Annotated in this window: 20 protein-coding genes; 9 read left to right on the forward strand and 11 right to left on the reverse strand. The window is 54.5% G+C overall.

All coding sequences use genetic code 11. From position 1 onward, the window contains the following. Positions 1 to 246: 246 nt before the first annotated feature. The 6 genes from gcvT to R70331_RS27865 all read left to right on the forward strand — a co-directional run bounded on the left by gcvT (position 247) and on the right by R70331_RS27865 (position 7,165). On the forward strand, positions 247 to 1,371 hold the full coding sequence (gcvT, locus tag R70331_RS27840) for a glycine cleavage system aminomethyltransferase GcvT (RefSeq protein WP_042181188.1): 1,125 nt from the start codon (positions 247 to 249) through the stop codon (positions 1,369 to 1,371). After that, on the forward strand, positions 1,368 to 2,720 hold the full coding sequence (gene gcvPA / locus R70331_RS27845; RefSeq protein ID WP_042181190.1) for an aminomethyl-transferring glycine dehydrogenase subunit GcvPA: 1,353 nt from the start codon (positions 1,368 to 1,370) through the stop codon (positions 2,718 to 2,720). Before gcvT ends, gcvPA begins: the two co-directional genes overlap by 4 nt. Further along, entirely contained in the window at positions 2,717 to 4,177 is a 1,461-nt protein-coding gene (gene gcvPB / locus R70331_RS27850; protein WP_042181192.1) for an aminomethyl-transferring glycine dehydrogenase subunit GcvPB, read from the forward strand. Before gcvPA ends, gcvPB begins: the two co-directional genes overlap by 4 nt. A 325-nt stretch (positions 4,178 to 4,502) precedes the next feature. Continuing rightward, complete coding sequence (locus R70331_RS27855) at positions 4,503 to 5,519, forward strand: ABC transporter ATP-binding protein (protein ID WP_042181194.1); 1,017 nt, start codon at positions 4,503 to 4,505, stop codon at positions 5,517 to 5,519. A 21-nt stretch (positions 5,520 to 5,540) separates the two neighbouring features. Then, complete coding sequence (locus tag R70331_RS27860) at positions 5,541 to 6,347, forward strand: ABC transporter permease (protein ID WP_042181196.1); 807 nt, start codon at positions 5,541 to 5,543, stop codon at positions 6,345 to 6,347. A 20-nt stretch (positions 6,348 to 6,367) separates the two neighbouring features. Then, positions 6,368 to 7,165, forward strand: coding sequence for an ABC transporter permease (locus R70331_RS27865; protein WP_042181198.1), 798 nt, complete (start codon positions 6,368 to 6,370; stop codon positions 7,163 to 7,165). 152 nt (positions 7,166 to 7,317) lie between these two features. On the opposite strand, the gene R70331_RS27870 is transcribed toward R70331_RS27865, so the two are convergent. From R70331_RS27870 to R70331_RS27890, 5 genes are all read right to left on the reverse strand, one after another. After that, complete coding sequence (locus tag R70331_RS27870; protein WP_042181200.1) at positions 7,318 to 10,326, reverse strand: efflux RND transporter permease subunit; 3,009 nt, start codon at positions 10,324 to 10,326, stop codon at positions 7,318 to 7,320. A 272-nt stretch (positions 10,327 to 10,598) separates the two neighbouring features. Then, positions 10,599 to 11,759, reverse strand: a complete 1,161-nt coding sequence (locus tag R70331_RS27875) for a cation:proton antiporter (protein WP_042181202.1) — start codon at positions 11,757 to 11,759, stop codon at positions 10,599 to 10,601. Positions 11,760 to 11,930: 171 nt separating this feature from the next. Further along, complete coding sequence (locus R70331_RS27880) at positions 11,931 to 13,088, reverse strand: ABC transporter permease (protein WP_042181204.1); 1,158 nt, start codon at positions 13,086 to 13,088, stop codon at positions 11,931 to 11,933. Further along, complete coding sequence (locus tag R70331_RS27885) at positions 13,085 to 14,251, reverse strand: ABC transporter permease (protein WP_042181206.1); 1,167 nt, start codon at positions 14,249 to 14,251, stop codon at positions 13,085 to 13,087. The genes R70331_RS27880 and R70331_RS27885 overlap by 4 nt, the downstream gene beginning before the upstream one ends. Positions 14,252 to 14,271: 20 nt before the next feature. Continuing rightward, the gene (locus tag R70331_RS27890) at positions 14,272 to 15,207 is read right to left on the reverse strand and encodes an ABC transporter ATP-binding protein (RefSeq protein ID WP_042181208.1); all 936 of its coding nucleotides are present in this window, start codon (positions 15,205 to 15,207) and stop codon (positions 14,272 to 14,274) included. 183 nt (positions 15,208 to 15,390) lie between these two features. On the opposite strand from R70331_RS27890, the gene R70331_RS27895 reads away from it, so the two are divergent. Together R70331_RS27895 and R70331_RS27900 are read left to right on the forward strand one after the other, a co-directional pair. Further along, on the forward strand, positions 15,391 to 16,548 hold the full coding sequence (locus R70331_RS27895) for a sensor histidine kinase (protein WP_052419240.1): 1,158 nt from the start codon (positions 15,391 to 15,393) through the stop codon (positions 16,546 to 16,548). Positions 16,549 to 16,681: 133 nt separating this feature from the next. Further along, a complete protein-coding gene (locus R70331_RS27900; protein ID WP_042181210.1) occupies positions 16,682 to 17,341 on the forward strand; it encodes a response regulator transcription factor in 660 nt (219 codons plus the stop codon). A gap of 664 nt (positions 17,342 to 18,005) precedes the next feature. Here R70331_RS27900 and R70331_RS27905 read toward each other — a convergent pair. The 5 genes from R70331_RS27905 to ftsE form a co-directional block, all read right to left on the reverse strand. After that, on the reverse strand, positions 18,006 to 19,361 hold the full coding sequence (locus R70331_RS27905) for a PDZ domain-containing protein (protein WP_197071543.1): 1,356 nt from the start codon (positions 19,359 to 19,361) through the stop codon (positions 18,006 to 18,008). Positions 19,362 to 19,429: 68 nt separating this feature from the next. Then, positions 19,430 to 20,899, reverse strand: a complete 1,470-nt coding sequence (locus R70331_RS27910) for a S41 family peptidase (RefSeq protein ID WP_042181212.1) — start codon at positions 20,897 to 20,899, stop codon at positions 19,430 to 19,432. Between the two features lie 135 nt (positions 20,900 to 21,034). Then, entirely contained in the window at positions 21,035 to 22,333 is a 1,299-nt protein-coding gene (locus tag R70331_RS27915; protein WP_042181214.1) for a murein hydrolase activator EnvC family protein, read from the reverse strand. 59 nt (positions 22,334 to 22,392) lie between these two features. Then, positions 22,393 to 23,307, reverse strand: a complete 915-nt coding sequence (ftsX, locus tag R70331_RS27920; RefSeq protein WP_042181216.1) for a permease-like cell division protein FtsX — start codon at positions 23,305 to 23,307, stop codon at positions 22,393 to 22,395. Next, positions 23,297 to 23,983 (reverse strand): cell division ATP-binding protein FtsE, encoded by a 687-nt coding sequence (gene ftsE / locus R70331_RS27925; RefSeq protein ID WP_042181217.1) that lies wholly within the window; start codon positions 23,981 to 23,983, stop codon positions 23,297 to 23,299. Before ftsE ends, ftsX begins: the two co-directional genes overlap by 11 nt. 351 nt (positions 23,984 to 24,334) lie before the next feature. Here ftsE and R70331_RS27930 point away from each other — a divergent pair, with 351 nt between their 5' ends. Next, complete coding sequence (locus R70331_RS27930; protein ID WP_042181218.1) at positions 24,335 to 25,765, forward strand: VanW family protein; 1,431 nt, start codon at positions 24,335 to 24,337, stop codon at positions 25,763 to 25,765. Positions 25,766 to 25,890: 125 nt separating this feature from the next. On the opposite strand, the gene R70331_RS30775 is transcribed toward R70331_RS27930, so the two are convergent. After that, a complete protein-coding gene (locus R70331_RS30775; protein WP_052419241.1) occupies positions 25,891 to 26,493 on the reverse strand; it encodes a DL-endopeptidase inhibitor IseA family protein in 603 nt (200 codons plus the stop codon). Positions 26,494 to 26,681: the final 188 nt, after the last annotated feature.

Here is a 26,681-nt window from a genome sequence, read left to right on the forward strand (position 1 = left end):
CTCTGGAGAGCATCAGTCCCTGTATCTGCAGCGCACTGATCACCAACGGGGAAACCTGCGGGATTTGGTCCCGGCAGGGTAACTCTCAGGTACAAAGGACAGAGCGGAAGGCTATTTTTGCGCACAAGTGCGTATTTTTAGCGTCCGCTCTGTCCTTTTTTTGTTGTCTATCCAAACAGGCGCCGGCCCGGACGGGTACGGGACAGCCGCTATGCTTATGTGTAATCAGATCAGGGGAGTGAGTACATGGATGCTTTGAAGAGAACACCGTTTTTCGGGCTTTACTCCGCTTACGCGGAGGCCAGATGCATTGATTTTGGCGGCTGGGAGCTGCCGGTGCAGTTCACTGGAATCGTCAAGGAGCATGAGGCGGTCCGCCAGCAGGCAGGACTGTTCGATGTATCGCATATGGGGGAATTCATGGTCAGCGGAAGCGGCTCGGAAGCTTTTCTGCAAAAAATGACCACCAACGATGTCAGCCGGCTGGCTGACGGTGCGGCTCAATATACACTGATGCTGTATCCGGACGGCGGAGTTGTGGATGACCTGCTCGTCTACCGTCTTGGTGAAGAACGCTACATGCTTGTCGTCAACGCCTCCAACATCGATAAGGACTTCCAGTGGCTGCAGGAGCATCTCACTGCTGAGTTCAGCGGAGCGAGCCTGAAGAATGTCTCTGATGATACGTTGCTGCTGGCACTGCAAGGGCCGCTGGCGGAAACAATCCTCCGTGAAGTCACCTCCGCTCCTGTTGCAGAACTGAAGCCTTTCCACTTCATTGAGCGCGCTGAGGTCTGCGGCGTTGAAGTCCTGCTCTCCCGTACCGGCTACACTGGTGAGGACGGCTTTGAACTGTACGCCTCATTGGATACAGCCGCCGCCTTGTGGAACGGCCTGCTGGCAGCGGGTGCTCCGCATGGCCTGACGCCGGCCGGGCTGGGCGCACGCGACACGCTCCGCTTCGAGGCCAAGCTGCCGCTGTACGGCCAGGAGCTGTCGGCAGATATCACTCCGCTGGAAGCCGGCGTGCAGTTCTTCGTCAAGCTGGATAAAGCAGACTTCATCGGCAAGGATGCGCTGGTGAAGCAGAAGGAAGCCGGGCTGCCCCGCCGTCTGGTCGGGCTTGAGATGATTGACCGCGGCATTCCGCGTTCCCACTATCCCGTCTACGCAGACGGCGTCAAGATCGGCGAGGTAACGACCGGAACTCAGTCCCCGACGCTGAAGCGTAATCTCGGACTTGCGCTGCTCGATGCAGCCTACAGTGAAATCGGCACCGAAATTTATGTGGAGATTCGCGGCAGGCAGCTTAAGGCTGCAGTAGTCAAAGCACCGTTTTATAAAAAAAGCCAGGGAGTGAAGCCGCAATGAAGCACCGCTATCTGCCCATGACTGAGCAGGACCGCCAGGAGATGATGGAAGCCGTCGGGATTCAGTCCATGGAGGAGCTGTTTATCGATATTCCGCAATCTGTACGCTATCAGGGCACCATGCCGATGTCAGAGGCTTTGGATGAATATGCCTTGCTCCGCCATATGAAAGAATTGGCCGACAAGAACGCCCACTTCGATACCCACGCCAGCTTCCTCGGCGCCGGAATCTATGACCACCATATCCCGGTTGTCATCAACCATGTGATTTCCCGTTCGGAGTTCTATACGGCTTATACCCCGTATCAGCCGGAGATCAGCCAGGGCGAGCTGCAGGCGATTTTCGAGTTTCAATCCTACATCTGTGAGCTTACCGGCATGAAGGTGGCCAACGCCAGTATGTATGATGGCGCTACTGCCTTCGCAGAAGCAGCTGTTCTGGCAGCAGGCGCAACCAAACGCAAAAAACTGATTGTTTCCCGTACCGTCCACCCCGAAGCCCGGCAAGTACTGGCTACATCAGCCGGTGCCTGGGGGCTTGAGGTCGTGGAAATTGATTATAAAGACGGCGTAACCGATCAGGCTAAGCTTGCTGAAGCAATTGACGGGGATACCGCAGCTGTGCTGGTACAGTCCCCGAACTTCTTTGGAGCGATCGAGGACCTCCGCACAATCGAACCGCTGATTCACTCCGTCAAAGGACTGCTTGTAGTCAGCGCCAACCCGCTGGCACTGGGCGTTCTGGAAACACCGGGCAAGCTCGGAGCCGACATTGTAGTCGGTGATGCGCAGCCGCTGGGCATTCCGGCTTCACTTGGCGGTCCTACCTGCGGATTCTTTGCTGTAGCGGAGCCGCTAATGCGCCGCATGCCGGGCAGGATTGTCGGCCAGACCGTTGACCGTAACGGTAAACGCGGCTTTGTACTAACGCTGCAGGCCCGCGAACAGCATATCCGCCGTGAAAAAGCGACCTCCAACATCTGCTCCAACCAGGCGCTCCTCGCGCTCTGCGCTTCCGTGTACCTGTCCGTTATGGGTAAAGAGGGCATGCGCGAGGTCGGCGAGTTGAATATCCGCAAGAGCCATTATGCCGCAGCCAAGCTCGGCGAGCTTACAGGTGCAGCGCCTGCATTCACTGCACCGTTCTTCAATGAATTCGTGCTGAAGCTTCCTGAAGGAAGCAGCGTCAGTGAAATTAATTCCAGGCTTGTTAAAGAAGGCTTTCTTGGCGGCTATGATCTAGGCCGTGATTATCCGGAGCTGGCCGGACATATGCTGGTTGCCGTTACGGAGAAAAGAAGCAAGTCGGAAATCGACCAATTCGCTAAGCTATTGGAGGGCTGTTTATGAAACCGGAACAAAGTCTGATTTTTGAGCTTAGCCGTCCCGGCCGCTCAGCCTATTCCCTGCCTGTATGCGATATTCCTGAGGATGAGGCGATTGATACCCTGATACCGGCCGGACTGCTGCGCAGTGAGCCAGTGCTGCTGCCGGAAGTGTCTGAAGTGGATGTAATCCGCCACTACACCGCCCTTTCCCGCCGCAACTTCGGTGTCGATAACGGCTTCTACCCGCTAGGCTCCTGTACAATGAAATACAATCCAAAGATTAATGAAGATGTAGCCCGCTTCCCGGGTCTGGCCAAGATTCACCCGTACCAGCCGGAAGAAAGCATTCAAGGCGCACTTGAACTGATGTATACTCTGCAAAAAGATCTGGCTGTTCTGACCGGCATGGATGCCGTCTCCCTCCAGCCTGCCGCCGGTGCCCACGGGGAATGGACCGGCCTGATGATGATCCGCGCCTACCACGAGAGCCGCGGCGAGAAGCGTACGAAGGTCATCGTGCCGGACTCCTCGCACGGCACTAACCCGGCCAGCGCCGCAGCTGCGGGCCTGGATACCGTAACGATCCCGTCCAACGCCAAAGGCATGGTCGATCTTGATGCCCTGAAGGCTGCCGTCGGCAGCGACACTGCTGCACTGATGCTGACTAACCCGAGTACGCTCGGCCTGTTCGAGACGCAGATTGTCGAGATTGCTGAGATCGTTCATGAAGCCGGCGGCCTGCTCTATTATGACGGAGCGAATTCCAATGCGATCATGGGCATTACCCGTCCGGGCGACATGGGCTTCGACGTCGTGCACTTAAATCTGCACAAAACGATGAGCACCCCGCACGGCGGCGGCGGCCCGGGAGCCGGACCTGTCGGCGTGAAGTCGATTCTCATTCCGTTCCTGCCGCAGCCTTCTGTAGTACAGAATGAAGACAGCAGCTACTCGCTGAACTACGGCGGACCGGAATCCATCGGCCGGGTCAAAGCCTTTTACGGCAACTTCGGTATCCTCGTTCGTGCCTATGCCTACATCCGTACCTACGGACCGGACGGCCTGCGCGAGGTATCCGAGAACGCTGTGCTGAATGCCAACTATATGATGCACCGGCTGGCGCCGTACTTCGAAATTCCTTATCCGGGCGTCTGCAAGCATGAATTCGTCATGTCCGGCCGCAATCTGAAGCAATACGGAGTGCGTACGCTCGACGTAGCCAAGCGGCTGCTTGACTTCGGCTACCACCCGCCGACTGTCTATTTCCCGCTCACCGTCGAAGAGTGCATGATGATCGAGCCGACCGAGACCGAAAGCAAGGAAACACTCGACGGCTTCATTGAAACAATGATTCAGATCGTCAAGGAAGCAGAGGAGACACCGGAAATCGTCATCAACGCTCCGCATACAACCGAAATCAGCCGTCTGGATGAAACCCAGGCCGCTCGGAAGCCGGTATTGAACTGCTCTTGCGGTTAATTTATTTAGATCAATAATCAAATTAAAGCGGCTACCCCCAAGATACTCGTATCCTTTGGGAGGTAGCCGCTTTTTTAATGGCATTTTCTTTTTCTCACAATATCTTAACTAATCTAAAGCTCAATTAAAATTAATTAGTTTTATCTGTTACAGCTGTTCTATTAAGATTAATGCCACAGCGGAGGGGCCGACTTTTTTCGTTAAAATCCAATAATTTTTTTTAGCTGCTATGCTATTCCGCCAGTTTTCGACACGAGCCAAGTGCTATATTGGAACATGGCTTTTGTCTAAAGATCACAATCTTCAGAGTAAGGGAGGAATAGCCTTGAGTATTATCGAAGCCAGGGGACTGACCAAGTCCTTTGTGCAGGCGGTGAAGGAGCCGGGCCTGAAAGGGGCGCTCAAGCACCTGATTGTCCCCAAAAACATTACAAAAGTGGCTGTCCATCCGCTGGATCTCAGCATCGAAACCGGTGAAACTGTCGCCTACGTGGGACCGAACGGTGCCGGCAAGTCCACCACGATCAAGATGCTGAGCGGCATCCTGAAGCCGTCCGGGGGCAGCATTTCTGTAAACGGTATCAACCCGTACAAGAAGAGAATGGAGAACGCCGCCCAAATCGGCGCTGTCTTTGGCCAGCGCACCCAGCTGTGGTGGAACATTCCGATTGTCGAATCCTTTTCGCTGCTGAAGGATATTTACGAGATTCCCGATCACGTGTACCGGAATAATCTGGAGCAGTTTATCGAGCTGCTGGGCATGAATGAATTCATTCACTTATCCGCCCGGAAGCTCTCGCTGGGGCAGCGTATGCGCGCCGATCTGGCTGCAGCCCTTTTACATAACCCGCCCATTGTCTATCTCGACGAACCGACGATCGGGCTCGATGTATCCGTGAAGCAGAAGATCCGTGAATTCATCAAAAAAATTAACCAGGAGCAGCAGACCACCGTCATGCTGACCACCCATGATCTCGGCGATATTGAGGACCTGTGCAAACGGCTGATTATCATCGACCACGGCATGATTATTTATGACGGCAGCCTGAGCGAGGTGAAGTCGCGTTTTGCCCGCAGCCGGGTTATTTTCTTCCAGGTTGGCTCGCCGATGCCGGAGCTGTTCGCAGAGCTGGACCGGACTCCCGGAATTAGGCTTACGCTGCAGAATGAACAGGAATTCTCTGTTGCTTTTGACCGGTATGAATATACCGCCAGCGATGTGGTCAGCCGGGTGATGCGCCATGGCGAGGTGATCGACTTCCGGATGGAGGATGCCAACATTGAACAGGTAATCAAGGCTGTATATGACGGTAATCTCGATCTGAATCAGCAAGCCCAATAAGAAAGGAGGACCCTCACAGCCATGTCTGCTATTCCACTTAAAAAATACAGGAGCATTGCGAACCGTTCCCTGCAAAATGTGCTGGCCTACCGGACCTCCTACGTAATCGGATTTTTGGCTAACACCGTGAATCTGCTGGCAATCTACTTTTTGTGGCAGGGCATTTACAGCGGCCGAAGCGAGGTCGGCGGATACACCTGGGATCAGATGAAGACCTATCTGCTGGTCACTTTTCTGGCCAACTCCGTGCTCTCCTGGTACTCTGAAACCTCCATTTCCGGTAAAATCCTGGACGGGAGCGTAGCGATGGACCTGCTAAAGCCGCTGGACTTCCAGAGCGCCCGCTTCTCGGAGACGCTGGGGGCCAGTCTGCTGGAGGGCGGTATGAGCGCGGTTCTGCTGACGCTTTTTGCCTCCTTTTTGTCCGGAATTACCCTGCCGCACTCGCCGCTTGTCTATGTGCTGTTTCTCTTAAGCCTGCTCGGCGCCATTCTGGTTAAATTCGGCGTGGTGTATCTGGCAGCACTGCTCTGCTTCTGGTCAACGGGCTCGATGGGCATCGTCTGGACGCGGATTGCTGTTACTAACCTGCTGTCCGGTGCGCTTGTGCCGCTGGCTTTTTTCCCGGACTGGCTGGAGCGTCTGGCCTTGTGGCTGCCGTTTCAGAGCATTATCCACACGCCGACGATGATCTTTCTGCAGCAGACCGGCACCGCTGAGAGTCTGAAGCTGATTGCTTTACAGGCGTTTTGGGGAATCGCCCTCTGGTTCGCCGGCAAAGCCATGTGGAACTGGGCGGTCCGCCAGGTAACCATTCATGGAGGTTAAGATGAAAGGAGCGGGAGACGGTGCGGTTATCACGGATGTTCTATCTGTACAAGCGGCTGTACGTGCAGCAGCTCAAAGCCATACTCGAATATAATAAGGATTTCTACATATTAATGTGTTCCGCTGCGTTAACCCAGGTGCTCGGCTTTGTATTCCTCTGGGTCATTTATGACCGGATTCCGGATATCAACGGCTGGCAGTTCTGGGAAGTAACGTTTATGTATGCGATGATTTTTGTGACGGAAGGCGTCGGCTCACTGTTCTTTGAAGGCACCTGGCGGATGAGCCGGCTCGTTAATCTGGGTGAAATGGACCGCTACCTGCTGCGGCCGGTGCCTGTGGTGCTGCAGGTCTTCTGCACAGGGATCGGGATCAACGGCCTCGGCAATATGCTGATCGGCGGAGTCATTATCTGGCAGTCTCTGATTCACGGAAATGTACACTTTACTCCGGGGAAAATCCTCATCATTCTCCTTCTCCTGATTACAGCGGTGATTATCCGTGTATCGATTAATCTGGCCGCCAATTCAGCCGCCTTCTGGATCAAAAATGCCGGAAATGCCTTTCCGCTGATGGTCCATAATCTGGCTGATCTGGCCAAGTATCCGCTGTCGCTGTTTCCGCAGGCGATCCGTGTATTTGTCTCCACCGTGCTGCCGTATGCTTTTATCAGCTTCTATCCGGCTACCTATGTCTTCGGCAAAAGCGATTGGTCTGGCTGGTGGATGCTGGCTCCGGTAGCGGCGCTGGGAAGCATGGCAGCAGCGTACGGCATCTTCCGCTTCGGGCTGTCGCGGTATGAGAGCACGGGCAATTAGCAGCGCGGGCTCTTGCTGATCTTATGAATACGGCAGAACCCTAACGTCAACAAACGGAGGCAGTGCGGAATTTCCGCACTGCCTCCGGCTTTATACTGAAATGCTTACCTGGGTCCGGGTCATCCCCGAATACGATTCACAATCATCCATCCTTACAATGCTGCTTCCGCCTGCTTCCCTGCTTCCTTCCGTTCCCTGGCTGATCTCCGGAAATACAGCAGCTCATATACCGCTGGTACAACCAGCAGCGTCAGCACAGTTGCTGCGGTCAGTCCGCCGATTACAACAATCGCAAGGCTCTGCGAGACGATACTGCCCTGCTCTGAGTGTCCGAACAGAAGCGGAAGCATGGCACAGACGGTCGCAATTGCTGTCATTAGAATCGGACGCATCCGTGTGCCTGCCGCCTCAAGAATCGCTGCTCTTACCGTCATATGCTCCTCGTTCTGCTTGATCCGGTCAATCAGTACGACCGCGTTGGTGACTACAATTCCGATCAGCATCAGTGCTCCGAACAATGCTGTAAAGTCTGGAGTCACCCCTGAAATGATCAATGCAACGATTGCCCCGATTGCTGCAAGCGGCAGCGAGAACATGATTGCCAGCGGGGCGCGCAGTGTCTTAAAGGTCAGCACCATGATCAGGTAGACCAGGCCAATTGAGATCAGGGCCGTCATTCCCAGATCGCCAAAGTCTCCGGCCTGATCGGCAGAGGCTCCGCCGGCATACAGGGTTACACCTTCGGGCAGGGTAATAGTGTCTGTCTGCCTGGTGATCTCTGCCCCGATTGCTGACACCCTCTTCGCATCTACCTCTGCGGTAATCCGCACATAAGGCTTGCCGTCCTTATGGTAGAGCATGGCCGGCTGCTCTGTAACCTCAAGTGAAGCTACGTCAGTGAGCAGCTGCGGACCGCCGGAGGTCATCAACGTAATCTGCTTGAGCTCCTCCTGTGACTGCGGCTGGAGCACCGGCTCCAGTACAACCGCCGCCGGCGAGCCCTCCAGCTCCATCTGCCCGAGCGGAACCGGATTCAGCATAGCTGCCAGCTGCATTGAGATTTCCTGGGCATTAGCCGCAGCCGGATCAACGCCAAAGGCAAATACCGGCTTGGTGTCCTCCATATTACTGGTGACCTTGTTTACCCCGTCAACGGCCTCTATTAGGGCTGCCGCCTTTTTGGCAACCGTCTGAATCTCCGCCAGGTCATCGCCGGCAATATCCACATATTCACTTGTAGAGGAGGAGCCCATCATGCTTGATTCGTTAGCAGTGAGTGCCGCCCCTTCATAGCTGTCCTGCAGACCCCGTACATAATCTAGAAACAGCTGGGCATCGGTATTCTCTTTCATCAGCACAGTGTAGTCTACCTGAGTCAGTGAGCTTACCGATCCCCATTTAGCCATATCTGCACTGTTGCCGGATTGCATCACGACGGTTTCGGCTTCCGGCCGGCTAATCATCTCCTGCTCAAGCTGTTTGCCCTTTTCCAGCACCTCTGCTACCGGTACATCATTGGGATACACGAGCTGGACAGCAACCATACTGGCATCCGCTGCATCCAGTGCCCCCTTCGGCATTGCAATATAAGCGGCGATGGAGCCCGCAAGCAGCACCAGGCCTGCCGTCAGCGTGATCCACTTGCGGTGCAGATTCCAGTCAAGGAAGCGTGAGAACCACTTGGCCGGCTCATGCTCCTTCATGGAAGTGCCCCGCAGCAGCCAGGCGCTCAGCAGCGGCACTACAGTCAGCGCTACAACCAGCGAGGTCAGCAGTGAGTAAGTTACCGTCAGGGCAAAGGGCAGCAGAAAAGCCTGAAGGCTGCCCCGCAGCAGACCCATCGGCAGGAACACCGCAACGGTGGCAATCGTCGAGGTGGTGATGGCTCTCGCCACCTCACCGGTCGCACTGATTACCATTTCACGGGACAGGGGCTCTTTTTGCAGCCGGCGGTATATATTCTCGATTACAACTATGCTGTCATCGACCAGCCGCCCTACCGCAACGGCGACACCACCGAGCGTGACGATGTTCAGCGTGATACCGGAAACCTTGAGCAGATACAGGGTCACAGCCAGCGACAGCGGAATGGATACTGCCGTAATCAGCGTAGCCCGGATATTGCGCAGGAACAGCAGAATAACGGCCGTTGCGAACAGGGCACCGAGCAGCACCTCACGCATCATACTGTTAACTGAGGTAACGACCATATCAGAGGTGCTGAAGATAACGGACAGCTCAGCATTCGGCACGCTTTTATTAATCTCATCTGCAGCATCCCGCACCCTCTCACCGACATCAACCGCATTTGCCCCGGCTTCCTTGGTGATAATCGCGAACAGCACATCCTTGCCGTTCGAGCGGCTGACACTCTCCTGATCGGCTTTGACTGTAACGGCAGCAATATCCTGCAGGATTACACCGGCAGCTACCGGAAGCCTGTTTAACGTATCCAGACTGTCTATGGAAGACGTAACATTCACATTTCCCGTCTGCCCGCCGATCGTCTGCTCACCGATGGAAGCCGATACACTGCGTCCCTGAAGCAATCCCATCACTTGTACTGTGGAGACGCCCTTTGATGCCATCGCCTGCGGGTCCAGCTTCACATTCACCTGCGGACTGGTTTTGCCGTAGAGGGCTACACTGGCTACACCGTCTATCTTTTGCAGCTGAGGGATAATGGTGTTTTCGGTGATCTCCAGATTTTCTTTGGTCAGCCCGTCGTCAAAAGATAACGTGGTCTGCGCCACCGGAATCATCGAAGTGTTCAGCTGCACAATAAAAGGGGCCATCACCCCTTCCGGGAGCGTCAGCGCGCCGATTGCCTTCTCCACCTCCTGCGAGGCTTCCTTCATATTGGTTTTCCCGTCAAAATAAAGATCCACCTTGGCGTACCCGTCCCCGGAGGTGGACATCTGCCCGGTTTTGCCTTTGACTGCAGCGGTGGCCGCCTCAATCGGCTTCGTAACTCCGCTCTCCATTGACTTCGCATTCTGGCCCGGCCCCAGCACTGTAACCGTCACCTGCGGATTATCGGCTTCAGGCATAAATTCCATCGGCAGTGTAGTATAGCTCAGCATCCCCACTACCAGCGCCATAACGACCAGCAGGCCGACAGCCCCCTTATTGCCAAAAGACCATTTTGTGAACCATGTCATGTTTCAAATTCCCCTTCCGCTCTCCTATTTAGACTAATACACTATGTCTGCTTTCCTTATGTATAACAGCTGCTTTCTTGCTTTAGTGTAGTCCCTTTATATGGATGCCAAAACCGCCCTGCGGCTGGTTTCATACTCAGTCTTAAGACGCGGTCATACTAATTCCCGGGATAGAGAGAGCAGCTGACGAGGAAGGGCATGCAGGCCAAAGAGCCCCTCTGCTCTATGCAGAAGGGCTCTTTCAAAGATGGACATTGTACAGCGGACTATTCTTAGCCTTTCTTCACCAGACGCCGGACCGGTTCACGGAAGACAGCCTTCAGGAGCGGCGGCGTGACCAGTGTGGTAGCAATGACTACAATAATGACTGCTGTAAAATATTCCGGCAGCAGCAGGCCGCTCGCAAGTCCGGTGGACGCAATAATGAGCGCGACCTCCCCCCGGGATATCATCCCGGTACCGATTATTACCGCTGAGCGGGTACTGAAGCCGGTAAGCCGCGCCCCCAGTCCGCCGCCCAGCAGCTTGGCCAGCACCGAGACGATAACCAGGACAATCATGAACGGGATCTGACTGCCCGCACCGTCAAAGGTTACACTAAGCCCGATGCTCACAAAGAAAACAGGGACGAACAGCGAATAGGCAACAGGTGCAACTTTAGTATCTACTGTATGCCTGAACGGAGTCTGACCCACTGCAATTCCTGCGGCAAAAGCGCCGATAATGCCGGCCATTCCCATCATCTCTGCAAAGTAAGCAAACCCGAAGCAAATGACAAGCGCAGCCGTTACCGTAGCTTCCGTCACCTTCAGCGGAGCGAACCCCTTCATCAGCCGGGGAACCAGCAGCCAGCCTGCAAGGATAGCAACGGCGAAGAACAGTACCTTTTTGCCAATGAGCAGACTGATGGATACGGCCTCCCCTGTCCCGAAAAAGCTCATCAGCAGCGCAAGCAGAATGACCACGAGAATATCATCCACCACAGCAGCACCCAGAATCGTCGTACCCTCCGGTGAATTCAGCTTGTTCATCTCCTGCAGCACCTGCACTGAGATACTGACCGAGGTCGCGCTCAGCAGCGCACCAAGAAACAGTGCATGATGCTGGTCGAAGCCGAACCATTCCCCGACAGCCATGCCTCCGAGAAAAGGCAGCATGATCCCTCCTACCGCTACCGCAAATGCAGACTTCCAGTTACGCTTCAGCTGGGCGAGGTCTGTCTCAAGACCCGCGATGAACATCAGCAGCAGCACACCGATCTCCGACATATAATGGATAAAATCACTGTCCTGCACCCAGCCGAGCACCGCCGGACCGAGAACAATCCCGATCAGCAGCTTACCGAGTACAGCGGGCTGACCCAATCTCACAGATAACGCCCCCGCCAGCTTCGTAAACAACAAAATAAGCACTAATACCAGAATAAATTCCATTTCCATCCCCCCGCTTAACATCATCCCCTGTTGCCGAAAAAAGACAAAGAGGAGCCCTTGGTGACAGGCTCCTCCTTGTAAAACAGATATTCGGTTGAACAATATTGTATTAGTATACCTTAAGCCCCCGGTAGGCGCAATCACAATTAGCCGGATGGAAGGGTTTGGCGTTTAGGCGCTGACCCCCGCCTCGTTCGGACGCAGCGTTGCCGAGCCGAGCGCCAGCAGAATTGCCGCCATCAGACCGAGCACGGCAAAGGGCAGCCACAACTCATTCCAGCCGCCGCCTGTAGCAGCGATGTCCACCGCCTGGATCGCCCATTTCTGCGGCGTAAAATTAGCGGCCTTCTGCATGTATTCCGGCATAATGGATAGCGGCCAGAAACAGCCGCCCAGCATACAGGTTGGTGTAAGAATGAGCGCATTCAGCATGCCGGTATTGCGCGGATTACGGATCAGGCCGGCTACCGTGGCGGCAATGCCCATGGAGACAAACATGAATGCGGCCAGCACCAGGAAGTACAGTAGCATTGGTACTTCATAATCATAGCGCAGCACCCACTTGCCGAGAATCAGGACGACGGCAATCTGAATGATGCCAACCAAAAAGCTGCCGCAGAAATTACCCAGCGTGATCTGATAGGCGCGTACCGGGGCACTGAACATTCTCATCATGGTCCGGCCTCTGCGGTCATCCATAATCTGATTGACTGAGCTTGTAACCAGACCCATTAGGAACATTAGGGTCATTCCGGTAATAATCCCCAGTGTCTGCCTCGGGTACAGGTCGTAATCCGTCCTTACACTTGATACATTGTGCTGCTCTGCCCGCTGCAATATAGCGGCAAACTGCACGGCCTGATCACTAGAACCTGCCCCCTTCACCGTGGCTGCGGTCACCAGCATCTGCCTGGCAATGGCTTCAGCCTGCAGCTTCAGCAGCACCGAATCCTCGGTAACTTTTAGCTCATATACGGTTAATTGAGGCTGTCTGCCCTCCAGCAGCTGTGATGTGTAACCCTGCGGAATCAGCAGTCCGGCAACGCCTTCCTGGCCAATGACGCTTTCCTTCACGGCCTGCTCATCAGAACGTTCCGTCAGCCTGTATTCTCCCGAGCTTTTCAGCTCAGCCAGCAGATGCCTGCCTCCTGCACCGTTATCCAGATTGGTATAGAGCAAGGTGGCAGGAGAGCTGCTATCAAAGCCTCCTGTGATGAAAATAATACCGGCAATTACGATTCCCGGCAGAAAAATATGCAGCAGTAGTCCTTTACGGGAGCCAATAGTTCGTTTGACCATATTCCAGCCGATCGTCCAGATATTACTCATCGGTAACCCACCTTCCGGTATGTGAAGACCACTCCGCTGATCAGCACGATGCAAATTGCTGACATCACCAGCAGGTTGGGCAGAATCTGCTCAAACCCGGAATGCAGCATCATTTTGATAATCGCCTGCAGCTCCCAGTGGTTAATCGTAAACGCTCCAACGCTGTTAACCCAGGAATCCGGCAGAGGCAGCATGCCTCCGCTCATGAAGGTCATCGCTACCGTCAAGACGTTCACAATACTTGTGGCCGTTGCACTTGTCTGGCTGAACATGCAGGCGAGGATCGAAAGCATCATCGAGGCGATAATCATCAGCAGGCAGAACAGCATCAGCAGCCACGGGCGGTTGCCCCAATACACGCCGAACAGCACATCGGTAAAAATAATAATTGCCGCACACTGCACTCCCGTAAGGAGGCCGACCCCGAGCATTTTGCCGATGAACAGCTCCGAGCCTTTGACCGGCATCGAGCTGATCCGGAATAACGTATGGTTTTCCCTCTCGCTGAACAAAGACCCCGTAACCGTAAGTCCGCTGTACAAAAGAAACATCAGCAGCATCGACGCCGCGTAAAATTGGGAGGCCGTGTAATCTTTTCCGCCATTATTAAGATTGCCGAGCTGTACTGCGGGCTGCTCAGTCAATACAGGCCGGACTGATGCCAGCGCCTCCGGCCCCAGCGTCAATGCTGCCGCCTGCTTGTAGTTGATTTCGCTGAGAAAGTTGTCGAACATAGCACCTGCTGCAGTATTGTCGCTGTGGTTTTTACCGAGAATGAATTCCAGCTCCGCATGGACGCCGCTCTGGATGTCACGGTCAAATTCCTGAGGCACAATGACAGCATAGCCGTATTTGCCTGTACGAAGTCCGCTTTCCGCTTCCCCGCGGTCCTGCACCTCCACAGGAATAATGAAGCTCTTCACCTCATCCGACTTCACAAAAGCTTCCAGCATGGCTGAATGCGCCGGAGCCTGCCCTGCAGCGTTCACAATAGCAACCTTCACCGGATTCACCGTCTCCGGGCTCCCTGCCCCGATCACTCCGGATAAAGAGGCTCCCAGCAGGAAAATCAGCACAATCGGCAGCAGAATCATATTCAGCAACCAGGTGCGTGAACGCAGCAGCCTGCGCAGCTCATTTGTCATAATCGTCCAAATATTCATTTCAGCGTTTAGCTCCTTTCTCAGTCCCTGAGGGTCCGCCCGGTCAGGCTGAGGAACAGCGTCTCCAGATCCGGCTCATCAATATGCAGGGATACAATAATTCCCTCATGCTTGGAAAAAATAAACAGGATATCCTGCAGCTCACTCTGTGAGGACGGGAGATACAGCTCAACAGCATCCTGCACGGTCTCCACGCGGTTAATCCGCGGATGTCTGCCCAGCTCGCTGAGCAGGCCGGGGGTTATATTGGCTGCACTTATGACGATTTTTTCTTCATGGGCCACCCGGTCGCGCAGCTCCTTCTCTGTGCCGCAGGCAATGATATGGCCTTTATCCATAATCGCTACCCGGTCACAGATCGCTGCTACCTCCTCCATGTAATGGCTTGTGTATATAATCGTCGAGCCGAGCTTGTTCAGCGCCTTGACCGACTCCAGAATATGATTGCGCGACTGCGGATCGATGCCGACTGTCGGCTCATCCATAATAATCAGCTTCGGGCGGTGCATAATGGCACAGGCAATATTCAGGCGCCGCTTCATCCCTCCTGAGAAGGTAGCCGGCTTCTCTTTGGACCGGTCACTTAATCCGGTAAAAGCAAGCGCCTCCTCTGTACGTTCCTTCAGCAGGTTGCCCCGCAGCCCGTACAGCTTGCCGAAAAACCGCACATTCTCCGCCGCAGTCAGATTTCCGTATAATGCCAGGTCCTGGGGGACAAGCCCGATCCGTTTCTTAACCTCAAGCGAATGTTCCTTTACTGATAACCCGTCGATCAAGATTTCACCGGAATCATATTTAAGCAGACCGCAGATCATGCTGATGGTAGTACTTTTCCCGGCTCCGTTCGGCCCGAGCAGCCCGAAGATTTCCCCTTCCTCAATCTTGACATTCACATGGTCCACCGTCAGCTTTTGATCATACCGTTTGACAACATCCCTGAGCACTGCAAGAGCCATCCGCTCATCTCTCCCCTTCTGTTTCTTCTATAGTTAACATTGTAGCGTACAGTAGGCCTTGCGGAAGGTACGCTAAGTCATGAGCTGGTGGTGACTAAAGTCATCTCCTGTTCATACAGCCGGATATGCTAAGATGAATATAGGCGCTAACGGCCTTATATTAAGATATAAAGGATGAATACCTTGACCAGAGAGCTGCAGATCATCCGCTTCAGCCTGCTGTTAATTCCGGCTATGCTCACCGTTTATGTATATGATTATTCAGATTATAGCCTGTTCACCTTCTATTTCCTCCTGCAGCTGCTGCTGGCAACTGCCGGCACCCGGCTGCCGGGGAGATTGCCTGTACTGGCCGTAATTCTGGAGCTGCTGTACAGTGCCTGGATGTGCCGGGAATACGGGCTGCTGATGCTTTTCCCGGCTATATCCGCGCTGCTCTGCTATTCCAGGCTGCTGCCCGGTTCTATCCCTATCCTGCTGGCCGGCCTGCAGCTGGGCGCTCTGAATGTTGCCTTTTCCGGCTCAGATTCTTCTGAGCTGATCTGTGTCAACCTTACCTTTCTGCTTGTGGCTGCGCTGGATAGGCTGCTGCTGCGCGCCGGTCGCGGCCGGGAGGATACGCTGTTTCTGTATGATGAGCTGCGTAAAAAACACTTCGAGCTCGATGAAACCCGCAACCGGCTGCTGCAGTTCACTGCCCAGGTGGAGAACGTGGCCCAGGCAGAGGAGCGGGTACGGATCTCACGGCAGCTGCATGATGATATCGGCCACCGGCTGATCCGGGTCAAAATAATGGTTGAGGCTGCCATTCATACCCTGCCTGCCTCACCTGATACCGGAATGGAGATGATGGGCCAGATCCGGGACCAGCTGGCTGCCAGCATGGATAATATGCGGACCGCCCTGAGACAGGTAAATTATACGCCACAGCTTGAGGGGGCCTACGCCCTGGACCGGCTGCTTGAGGAGACTGGACGGGATACAGGAATAGAGACCTCGTACCAGGTGCACGGATATGTCTATCCGTTGTACCCGAGCGTACAGGTCGTACTTTACAAAAACGCCCGGGAAGCCCTAACCAATGCCCTGAGGCACGGGAAGGCCACTTCCGTGTGGATCACTGTGCATTATAGTGAGCGGGAGATTGTCATGGAGACCGGCAATAACGGGCAGCTGCCGGACGGGGATGAGCTGCAGCGGCTTCGGGCCAGCGGCGGGATGGGGCTAAAGGGGATGGCCGAACGCACCGGCCTGATCGGCGGAACGCTGGAGCTGCGCACAGAGGCGCCGTTCACTGTGATTACCAGACTGCCGGTATACCGGCATGGTGAGCTTAAGTGAGAGAGTGAAGCGGGAGAGCAGACATTTCTGGAGGAGCAGACATTTCTGGAGGAGCAGACATACGTGAGGCGTACAATCCTAAGTTCCATTTATTAAGCTACATAATTCAGTCAAGCCGAGGTGAGCCTTCTGTATGATTAGAGTTGTAATTGTTGATGATGATCCTTTTATCCGTGAGAGCCTCAAGGTGCTGGTCGGTCTGGATGCAGAGATTGAAGTCGCGGGCGGCGCAGCCGATGGCGGAGAGGCGCTCACGCTGCTGCAGGAGCTGCCGCAGGCTGCCGATGTTGTGCTGATGGATATCCGGATGCCGGTCTGCGACGGGGTCGAGGGCACACGCCGGATTAAGGCTGTTTATCCCCAGATGTCTGTGCTGATGCTGACTACCTTTGACGATGATGAATACATTATCGAAGCACTGCGGAGCGGGGCCAGCGGGTATCTGCTGAAGAATATCCCTCCGGACCGGATTATCCAGGGCATCAAAACAGTACATCAGGGCAATATGCTGATCCACCCCGATATTGCCCGCAAAATGGCCGGCTTTCTTCAGCCCGCAGCAGCCAGGCCGGCTCCTGCACCGGAGCCCTCCCTTGAGTCTTACGGACTGACTAAGGCTGAACAGGGCATCGTCACCGCCATTGCCGAAGGCCTGACCAACAAAGAGATTGCCGCCAGGCTGTTCCTGAGTGAAGGTACCGTGAAGAACTACATTACCGACATCCTCAGCAAGCTCAGTCTGCGTGACCGGACGCAGATTGCCATATTTTATCTGAAGGACTGCCGGGGTTGACGGGATGGGCTGGAGGCTGGGAGGACGCGTACCCTGGCGGCTGCTCAAGCCGCCGTCAAGCCTAAACATACGGGAGAGGGCGCACGGGTATTGCTGGATGGAGCAGGGGAGATACCCAGGGTAGGTGCATGGGTGTGCTTGATGGTACAGAAGTAAATAAATACTAGGGTGTATGACGCATGGTGTGATCGATGATGAATGAGTAACTATTAATGTAAGGCGCATGATGCCCAATGGTACCCTTGCTGTCGCCCTTTCGGTTCTAACGGGCACAGATGCCTTTATATACGCTATAACCCGCTTTTGTTCATGCTAACGGACTCCAGCGCTGTTATATATAAGAATTCACCTTGAAATAGACTGATTTTGACTAAATAAGGGCGCTATGGTCCGTTAGAAAGGGAGAGCAACTCCACAGGGGGAGAATAACGCCTCTCAGTTCCGTTAACTGGTCTAATTCCCTCCGGTGACCTCCCAAGACCTCTGGAAAAACATTACCCTGGATTCCAATAGGTATTCATATTCCATGCCACCCGTTTCCTTTGCTTCTCCTGGCTATCCTATCAGCAATCAAAAAGGCCAGCTCCCGCAGCTATGACGGGGAGATGGCCTTCCTTATTAGTTGATTGTAGCGCTTCAGGAACAGGGAGTCCGGGCGGCCCGCTTAAGCATCCAGTGTTTCCGAGTTCGCGGTCTCAGGCGGGCGCGGCCGTTCATGTCCGGCGGGCGGCTGACCGGCGGCAGCCTTGGACCGGTTCAGTCCGGCCGCATCCAGGCCTTTGCGGCGGGTACGCGTTCCCGTCCTCATCCCGATGATGCCAAAGATGCTGGTCGGCTTCGCACCGGCTGTTACGGCTTCATCTGGCTCCGGCACGAGAATCATGCCCAGCTGGTGGTGATCCCCGTCGTAGATCGGACGCTGCAGGTATTTGCTCTCGCCTTCCCGGTTCTGCACCTCCAGCTTGCAGTAAGCCGGATTCATGCGCAGCGCTTCATGCAGCTGCGCCGCCTCGGTCAACAGGACCCCGTTGACCTTCAGCAGCACTTCGCCCGGCAGGATGCCCAGCTCCGCTGCCGGACTGCCCGGCAGGACGGCCAGCACCTTGCGGCCGGCCGGCGGATGCACGAAGCTCGGGCTGGTGCTGCGCTCCTCGAGCGCGCTGTACCAGTTCAAGCCTTCGTGCAGGAGCAGTGCGAGCAGCGCCGCAACCAGCGTCAGCGGGCTCCAGGCGGCGGCGAGCAGGCTTACGCCCAGCAGGACGATGCTGTACGCCAGCAGCCGTCCTGCGGTGCGGGCTGCCTTGCGTGCAGGCAGCAGGCTGTAGGTTGTCCCGCTGAAGCCGATGATAACCGGCAGCGATACCAGCCCGAGCCCGCCGCCAAGCAGCGGCTGCCAGGGCAGGTCAGCGGTTCCCGCAGCAGAGGGAACCAGCAGGAACAGCGGCAGCGGCCAGAAGGCTTCCAGCTGGTAGCCGCCGACGACCTTGCCGCGCTTGCCCTCCAGGAAGAGCGGCGTCGCCAGGCGCTCGCCCTGCCAGCGCGCGAGCAGCGCTTCGGCGAGATGCAGCAGACCGGCCAGCACGAGCAGTGCCGGAATGTCCATTCCGCGCACCGCCGTAACCAGCCGTCCGGCGGCTCCGTCCTGAAGCGCATCCGGGAAGAAGGAAATAATGAACTGTATAATGCCTAACACTCCAACGGAGTAACCAAAAGTTAAATAACGTACACGGAATAACATAAGAATCAGGCTGACAATCCAGATGCAGACTACAGCATCTGCCGGCAGTGAAATACCTACCGCGACTGCTGCGGCTGACACGGCCAGACCCATGACAAGCCCGCTCCATACCGTCCGCCAAGTTTCTGAGCCCCAGCCATGCTGCTTCACATGAATCAGCTTGCGCTCCAGCGCCACCTGTCTGCGGTAATACAGGGCAATGAACAGAATTGCAATATAGTAATAAGGCTGAATCAGCAGGTGTATGACCGCTGTGCCCAAGCTTGTAAGCAGTTCTAGCATATCATTCAAACTGTCGTCACACTCCCTCTACACAAGCTTCAAAAAAAAGAAGGCTGAATTCAGCCTTCTTACTTGTTCGACGCGGCTTTCTGGATTTCCTTCCGCACCTCTTCAATTCCCCGGTTGCGCTGGTTGTCATTGGCCGGGTCCTGAATGACCTTGATCAGCGCCAGCTCTAATGCTTCAGCGGTTTTGGTATCGATGATACCGGTCGCCTGCAGCTTCGATGCGCTCTGGAATTTCTTCACTGCATCTTTAGTCGCAGCGTCGAAATATCCGTCCTTACGCCCCGGCTTGTAGCCCAGGCCGTCCAGCATGGTCTGCGCACTTTTAATGTCCGAGCTGTTCATATTGTATTGTAGGGTAGCACTCTTATTAATCGGCGCTACCGAGAAATAATCCGGCTGGGACACCGCAATATCCGGCTCAATGCCTTTTCCGTGAACCCAGGTGCCGTCCGGCGTCAGCCATTTGGCAATGGTAATCTTCAGCAGGCTGCCGTCTCCAAGCTCCTTCTCAAAGCTGGTCTGCACAGTACCCTTGCCGAAGGAATGCTCACCGATCAGCTTGGCTCCGGCTGACTGCTGCAGCGCTCCCGCCAGAATCTCCGATGCGCTGGCACTTCCCTTGTTCATAAGCACCACAACCGGATAAGCTTTGCTTGAGCCCTTAGAGGTGCTGACCTCGCGCGATTTATCCTTATTTTCAACTTGAACAATGGTTTTGCCTGCAGGCACGAACTGCTCTGCCATCTCAATAACGCGCTGCAGTACACCGCCCGGATCGTTGCGGACATCAATGACAAGCCCCTTCATGCCCTGCTTCTCGAGGTTATTCAGCTCTTCCTTGAACCGCTCCGCGGTATTCATTGAGAACTGGGTTACTTCGATGACGCCAACGCCGTCCTTCTCCATGGTGGCATAGACGGTTTCCAGCTTCACATCGTCGCGGGTAATCACGAATTCCAGCGGCTCTGCTGATCCGGTCCGCTGCACCTTGAGCGTTGCCTTGCTGCCCTTCGGTCCGCGGATTTTGGCGACGGCGTCGTTCAGCTCAAGGCCTTCCAGCGTTTCGCCGTTGACCGACAGAATAACATCCTTAGCCTGAATTCCGGCCTTTTCAGCCGGTGCTCCCTTAATCGGCGACACAACAACCACCTTACCGTTATCCGAGGATACCTCAGCGCCGATACCCGAGAAGGAGCCTTCAATGCTCTCTTCGAATTTCTCTGCTGTTTCCTTGCCCATATAATTGGAATAAGGATCGCCCAGCGCTTCCATCATACCGTTAACAGCACCGTCGATCAGCTTGTTCCGGTCCACCGTATCGTAGTAGTTATCTTCTATCAGGCTTAGCGCGGTGCCCAGCTTCTGGGATTCCTTATCCTCCAGGCCGCTGTTCGTCTGCAGGACAGCCGCTACACCTTCACCCGCAGCTTGTCCGACAACCTGCACATAACCGGTCACGCCAAGGGTTAACAGGCTGCCGCAGAGCAGCGCAGCGACGATCATAAAGACCGCCGTGCTTTTCTTTAACATGATGTTCCCACCGTCCCTTCTGTCCATCTACTAAAGGCCCGCTCCCGTCCCGCAAAGACGGTATCTCTTCCAGTATATGCCGCAGTGCTGATTAATATTTATTGTTGCTGCCTTAATTTGTGTTTTGCAGCCGATCTACAGATAAGGCATCGGATCAACGGTCTTGCCGTCTACCCGTACTTCAAAGTGAAGATGCGGTCCTGTGGAGCGTCCGGTTGAACCGGATTCGGCAATAACCTGTCCTCTGTCTACCTTGTCTCCTGCCGAAACTCTGAGGCCGCCCTCACGAATATGGCCGTACAGCGTCCATACACCGCCGCCGTGGTCAATAATGACACAGTATCCGTATCCGCTCCACCATTCGGCAACCAGCACAGTACCGGAATCCGCAGCGTGAATATTGGTTCCTTGCGGAACCGCAAAGTCTACGCCGGTATGCATCTTACCGACTTCACCGGTTACCGGATGTGTCCGTTTTCCATACCCTGAGGAGATCCGCGCCGAGCCTACAGGCATCTGGAACGGGCCGCCGCTGCCGGCAAACTCTGAGGAGGAGCTGACGCTGCTGACGCTCGCAGACTTAGCTTTTGCCTTGGCAGCTGCGGCTGCCGCTCTGCGCGCCGCTTCCGCTTTGGCTGCAGCCGCTTTACGAGCCGCTTCCTCTGCTTTCAGCTTATCCTTCTGCGTCTCCAGCGCGGAACGCTCGCTGGCCAGCTGCACCAGCTTAGCTTCCTGCTCTTCGGAAATTTCCCCGGACACCAGAATTTCTTCATCATAATGAGCGATAAGCTCCTGCTTCTCCGCTTCCTTCTCCTTCAAGACACTGCGCTGATCCTCAAGCTGGGTATACAGCTGCTTTGCATTCGCATACTGTCCTTCCAGCTCCATTTTCTTGGCTACCACAGTCTCCTTGTCGAGCTTATGCTGCTCCAGCAGATCCTGATCCTGATCTACGATCATCTTGAGCGAATCCGCCCGGTCCAGGAAATCCGAGAAGCTGGTCGATGACAGCAGCACATCAAGATAAGAGACGGCGCCATCGGTATACATCAGCCGGACACGGGATTCCAGCAGCTTTTCACGCGAAGCAATCCGGTCCTCTGCATCACTCAGCTCGGTTGCAGTCACATTGAGCGACTCCTCTGTGCTGGCGATTTTACCGGAAATGGTCGTCATCTCACCCTTTACCTGATCGATCTGTGCCAGCACATACTCAAGATTCTGGGTTGTTTTGTTCTTGTAGTGCTGTGCCTCCTGAGTACGGGAAGCCGCCTTTTCCTGCGCGGCCTTGGCCGCCTGCACCTCTTGCTGCAGCTTCTTCAGCTGCTGATCTATTTCTGCGACTGTTGTCTTTTTGGCATATCCGTCAGAGGGTCCTAAAAAAGTGACAGCCAGCAGTGCTACGGCTAGTCCGGCGGCAATCTTCTTCTTCAACTCGCACTCCCCATCCTTTTACTCCGTATTTAAATGTCATCTCACGTCAGAAATGGTCCCTACACCTTCAAAAACTTGCGGATCGACACGGTACTTCCCCAGATCCCGATCAGCATGCCAAGGCCTACCAGCAGCCCGCACATGAGCAGCCAGATTTCTTCAACAGGAATCATCTGCAGCCCCAGCATCGGATCACCCTGAACAGAACGGGTCAGACTGCTGTAACCGATAAAGAGAACGCCGGAGGTCACCAGTGACCCGATCAGTCCGATCAGCGCCCCTTCCACAAAAAACGGCCAGCGGATAAACGCATTCGTTGCCCCTACCAGCTTCATAATGCCAATCTCCTTGCGGCGGGCGAGAATGGTTACCCGGATCGTATTGGAAATCAGGAACATGGACATCAGAGCCAGGCCTGCTACAAAAATAAAGCCTATATTGCGCACAGCGCGCGTAATCTTAAACAGTGTCTCAACGGAGCCCTTACCATAGTTCACTTTATATATCGGCTTCTCTTCATGCGTTGTGTTTAGTGCTTCTATCTTATCTGCTACAAACGGAACGGTGGTCGGTTCAATTACTTCGACCAGCAGCTTGTCCGGCAGCGGGTTATTCTCTTCGTCAAAGCCTTCAAGCAGCTCAGCTGCTTCCGGCCCCATATCCTCACGGAACTCAATCAGCCCCTGCTCCTTGGATATGAACTCCACCTTGCTTACTTCCGGCATGCTGCCGATTTCGTTCTGCAGGGTTTCACGCATCTTCTGATCCGTATTGAGCGTCAGATGCACATTGACCTGCACCTGGCTGTCCGCCTTGTCGGCGATGGAATTCACATTGAGTACAAGCAAAATAAAGACACCTAGCACGAATAGGGAGACGACAATAGATGTGATGGAAGCCACCGACATCCAGCCGTTGCGGAATACATTTTTGAAGCCTTCCCGCATGTGGCGCAAGAAGGTTTTAAAACTCATAACCGTATTCCCCTCTCACCTGGTCTCTGACAATGTTGCCGTTCTCGATCGCCAGTACCCGTTTGCGCATTTTATTGACAATATCCCTGTTATGGGTAGCCATTACAATCGTTGTACCGCGAAAATTAATTTCGTCCAGCAGCTGCATGATGCCCCAGGAGGTCTCGGGATCGAGGTTGCCGGTAGGCTCGTCTGCAATAATAACGGACGGATTGTTGACGATGGCGCGGGCAATCGCAATCCGCTGCTGCTCCCCGCCTGATAGCTGGGACGGCTCACGGTTCGCTTTGCTGCGCAGTCCCACCAGATCAAGCACCTCGTTAACGCGCTTCTTCATGATTTTCTTCGGGGCCTCAATAACCTCCATCGCAAAAGCGACGTTCTCATACGCCGTCAGCCTCGGCAGCAGCCGGAAATCCTGAAATACTACGCCGATGTTGCGCCTAACATAAGGAATTTTACGCGGCTTCAGCTTGCCGATATTGAACCCGCCTACTGATATCTGGCCTTTCGTTGGTGTTTCTTCTCTATAAATTAATTTCATGAATGTTGATTTTCCTGCGCCGGACGGTCCGACGACATACACGAATTCATTACGGTCAATCTTGACGGATATCCCCTGAAGAGCATTGGTCCCGTTGGGGTACGTCTTCCATACATCCTGCATTTCGATCAAAATTATCACTTCCCGATTTTGTCATATTCCGCCGGCCGGCCGTCAGGTCAGGCACCAAACCGCAGAAGCTTCCATCAACTGCCCAAATACCACAGGCGTATCTATTGTAACAAATCTGTAACCGTTTGAGTACCCGAAAGTTTTACCCGGTCCGCTCATATACATAGAACAGGCCCTGTGCTTCACTGGCTGCTGTTCATTATTGTAATACATTCGTGATTACTGCAAAAAAATCCTGCCTGGACCAGCTCCCACGTTTATATATCGGCTGGACATTGCAATCCGTAAGCTTCTAACCCCCGGCCTGCGCTGCTCAATGCGCAAATCTGCCGCTCCGAAGGAGATCTTTTGATGACAAAAATACATATCGCCCTGATCGCGGCAATCTCGCTGCTGCTCGCTGCTTCGCTCGCGGCCGGCGGGCTTCATTTATATGGAGGGCAGCACACCCTCCCGAAGGATACACGGCTGGCCGGCTGGGATATCGGCGAAATGGAGATCACCGAGGTCCGCAGCGGCCTGGCCGCCCGGCTTGACGCCCTTGAAGCTATTCCGCTGGTACTAAAAGCAGGCGCTAACACCGAACTGACCGTCACCCTGAAGCAGGCCGGAGCGGATTATGAAGCTGAGCAATTCCTTCAGGGGCTGCAGCGCTTAACGGAAGGGCGGATGCTCGACCGGGCACAGGCCCGCCGCAGCTTTGCCGCCGGCTGGGAGCTCGGTATCCATCTGGATATAGCCCGGCTGCAATCGAGCCTAAGCACCGCATGGGAAAGTGAATCCTTCGGCATCCCGGTTGATGCCACCCGGCGTATTACTGAAGATGACCGGGTGGTTTATACGGCAGAAACCACCTCGTACGAAGTGGACTGGCACGGGCTGGAGCTCGCCCTGCGGGCGGCACTGCCGGTAAAGCTTGCCGATCCGGCCACCTTGCAGGGTAACCGTATTACTCTGGAGGTACCCTTGACTGTAAAAGAGCCTTCCATAACCTTAAAAGCGCTGAAAGATCAGGGAATTGAACGGGAAATCATGCAGTTCAGCACCTCGCTTGGTTTAAGCGGGCCGGGGCGCACCCACAATGTAGACGCTGCCGCTAAAGCCGTGAACGGAACGATACTGCCGCCGGATGCTGTCTTTGATTACGGTAAGGCGATTGAAAAAGCCCAGCAGGAATCCGGGCTGCGCGAAGCGCCGGTCATCGTGAACGGCAAGCTGCAGCCCGGTACAGGCGGTGGTATTTGCCAGGTCTCCAGTACGCTCTATAATGCGGCAATCAGAGCCGGCCTGGAAATTGTAGAGCGGCGCAATCACTCCCTGCCGGTCAGCTATTTGCCAAAGGGACAGGATGCTACGTTTGCCCAAGGCTATATTAATTTCCGGTTCCGCAATAATACCGGCAAGTACCTGATCATCAAGGCCGCTGTTGAAGGCCGGACCTTAACAATTAAGCTGTTTGGTACCTTCCCCAAAAATGTTTATTATAGCGTCCAGTCCCAGACGGTTGAAATCCTGCAGCCCGCAGCGAGATACGTTAGTGATTCCTCGCTGCCCCGCGGAGGCACACGCGTTATCCAGAGCGGGAAGGCCGGGTATGTAGTAGAAACCTATATTACACGTTATGTAGACGGTAAGGCACTTGAAAAGAAACAGCTCTCCCGTGATATATATCCGGCACAGAAGCAGGTAATCGCTATCAACCGGGGCGGCATGAGCAACGCAGTCCAGCCCGAGCCTGTAAAGAAGCCGCTTGTAGAGGACGGAGTACGCAGCAATGAGTGAACGGCTGCATGTTCCTGTGCAGCAGACATCCTTCTGTTCACTGCAAAAGACGGCCGGATTTCAATCCGGCCGTCTTTTGTGGTGAAGCAGCTATGAAGCTTTGTCACTTCATCCCCATAGTTTAATTAGAACAAAGTGTCCGGTGACATATCAATTCTCCAGTAGCCGTTCACTTTTTTCAGCTTGACTACAACACCAACATTTTCCCCCTGGTTGTTCTCCTGAGGCACGCTGAGCTCGAAAACGGCTGTAGTTGCTGTTTTGGAAACCATCTTTGCGATAGCTTTATCGAACTGAAGATGATTGCCTACATCAGCGTTAACCTGGGCCATGCGGCCCTTCAATTCAAGAAATTGCGTCTGGGCATAAAAGGCTGCGGCATTATGCGTAAATCCTCTTTTTATATAATTCATCAGCTGCTGCTTCGTTCCGAGGTCACTGGAAAGATAGCGGTATTCCAGTCCGTTATAATCAAACTTCTCAGACCCGTAGGTATTGCCTGCACCGCTGGCATATGTGTATAGCTTCTTGGCGTGGACGAGCAGCGGAATAATGCTTCGCTCTGTAAGATTGTTAATGGTAGCGGGACCTTCTTTTCCCGGCAATGAAGCTGCTACTGTCTTAACTGCCGTGCTTCCTGTAACCGGCGCAGCCGCCAGCGCCCCGCTTCCCGCGGATACCAGACCGAGCGAAAGTGCCAGTGAACCGATCAACCATTTCTTTTTCATGTGAAAAGCCTCCTTATTCATCTTTTTCTGCTTATTCGGGTAGAACGAAACCGCTGCTGTTGCTGTAAAGGATACTTTATAACTTACGATAGCCTGTAAGCTAAAATACCCAATCTGCAGCCGGCTGAAAACGGATTGGCAGCTTCACGGCGCACAAAAAAACTCCGTCCTCCCTGTGAAGGAAGACG

This window comes from Paenibacillus sp. FSL R7-0331 (assembly GCF_000758645.1).
GTDB lineage: Bacteria > Bacillota > Bacilli > Paenibacillales > Paenibacillaceae > Paenibacillus_AQ > Paenibacillus_AQ camerounensis.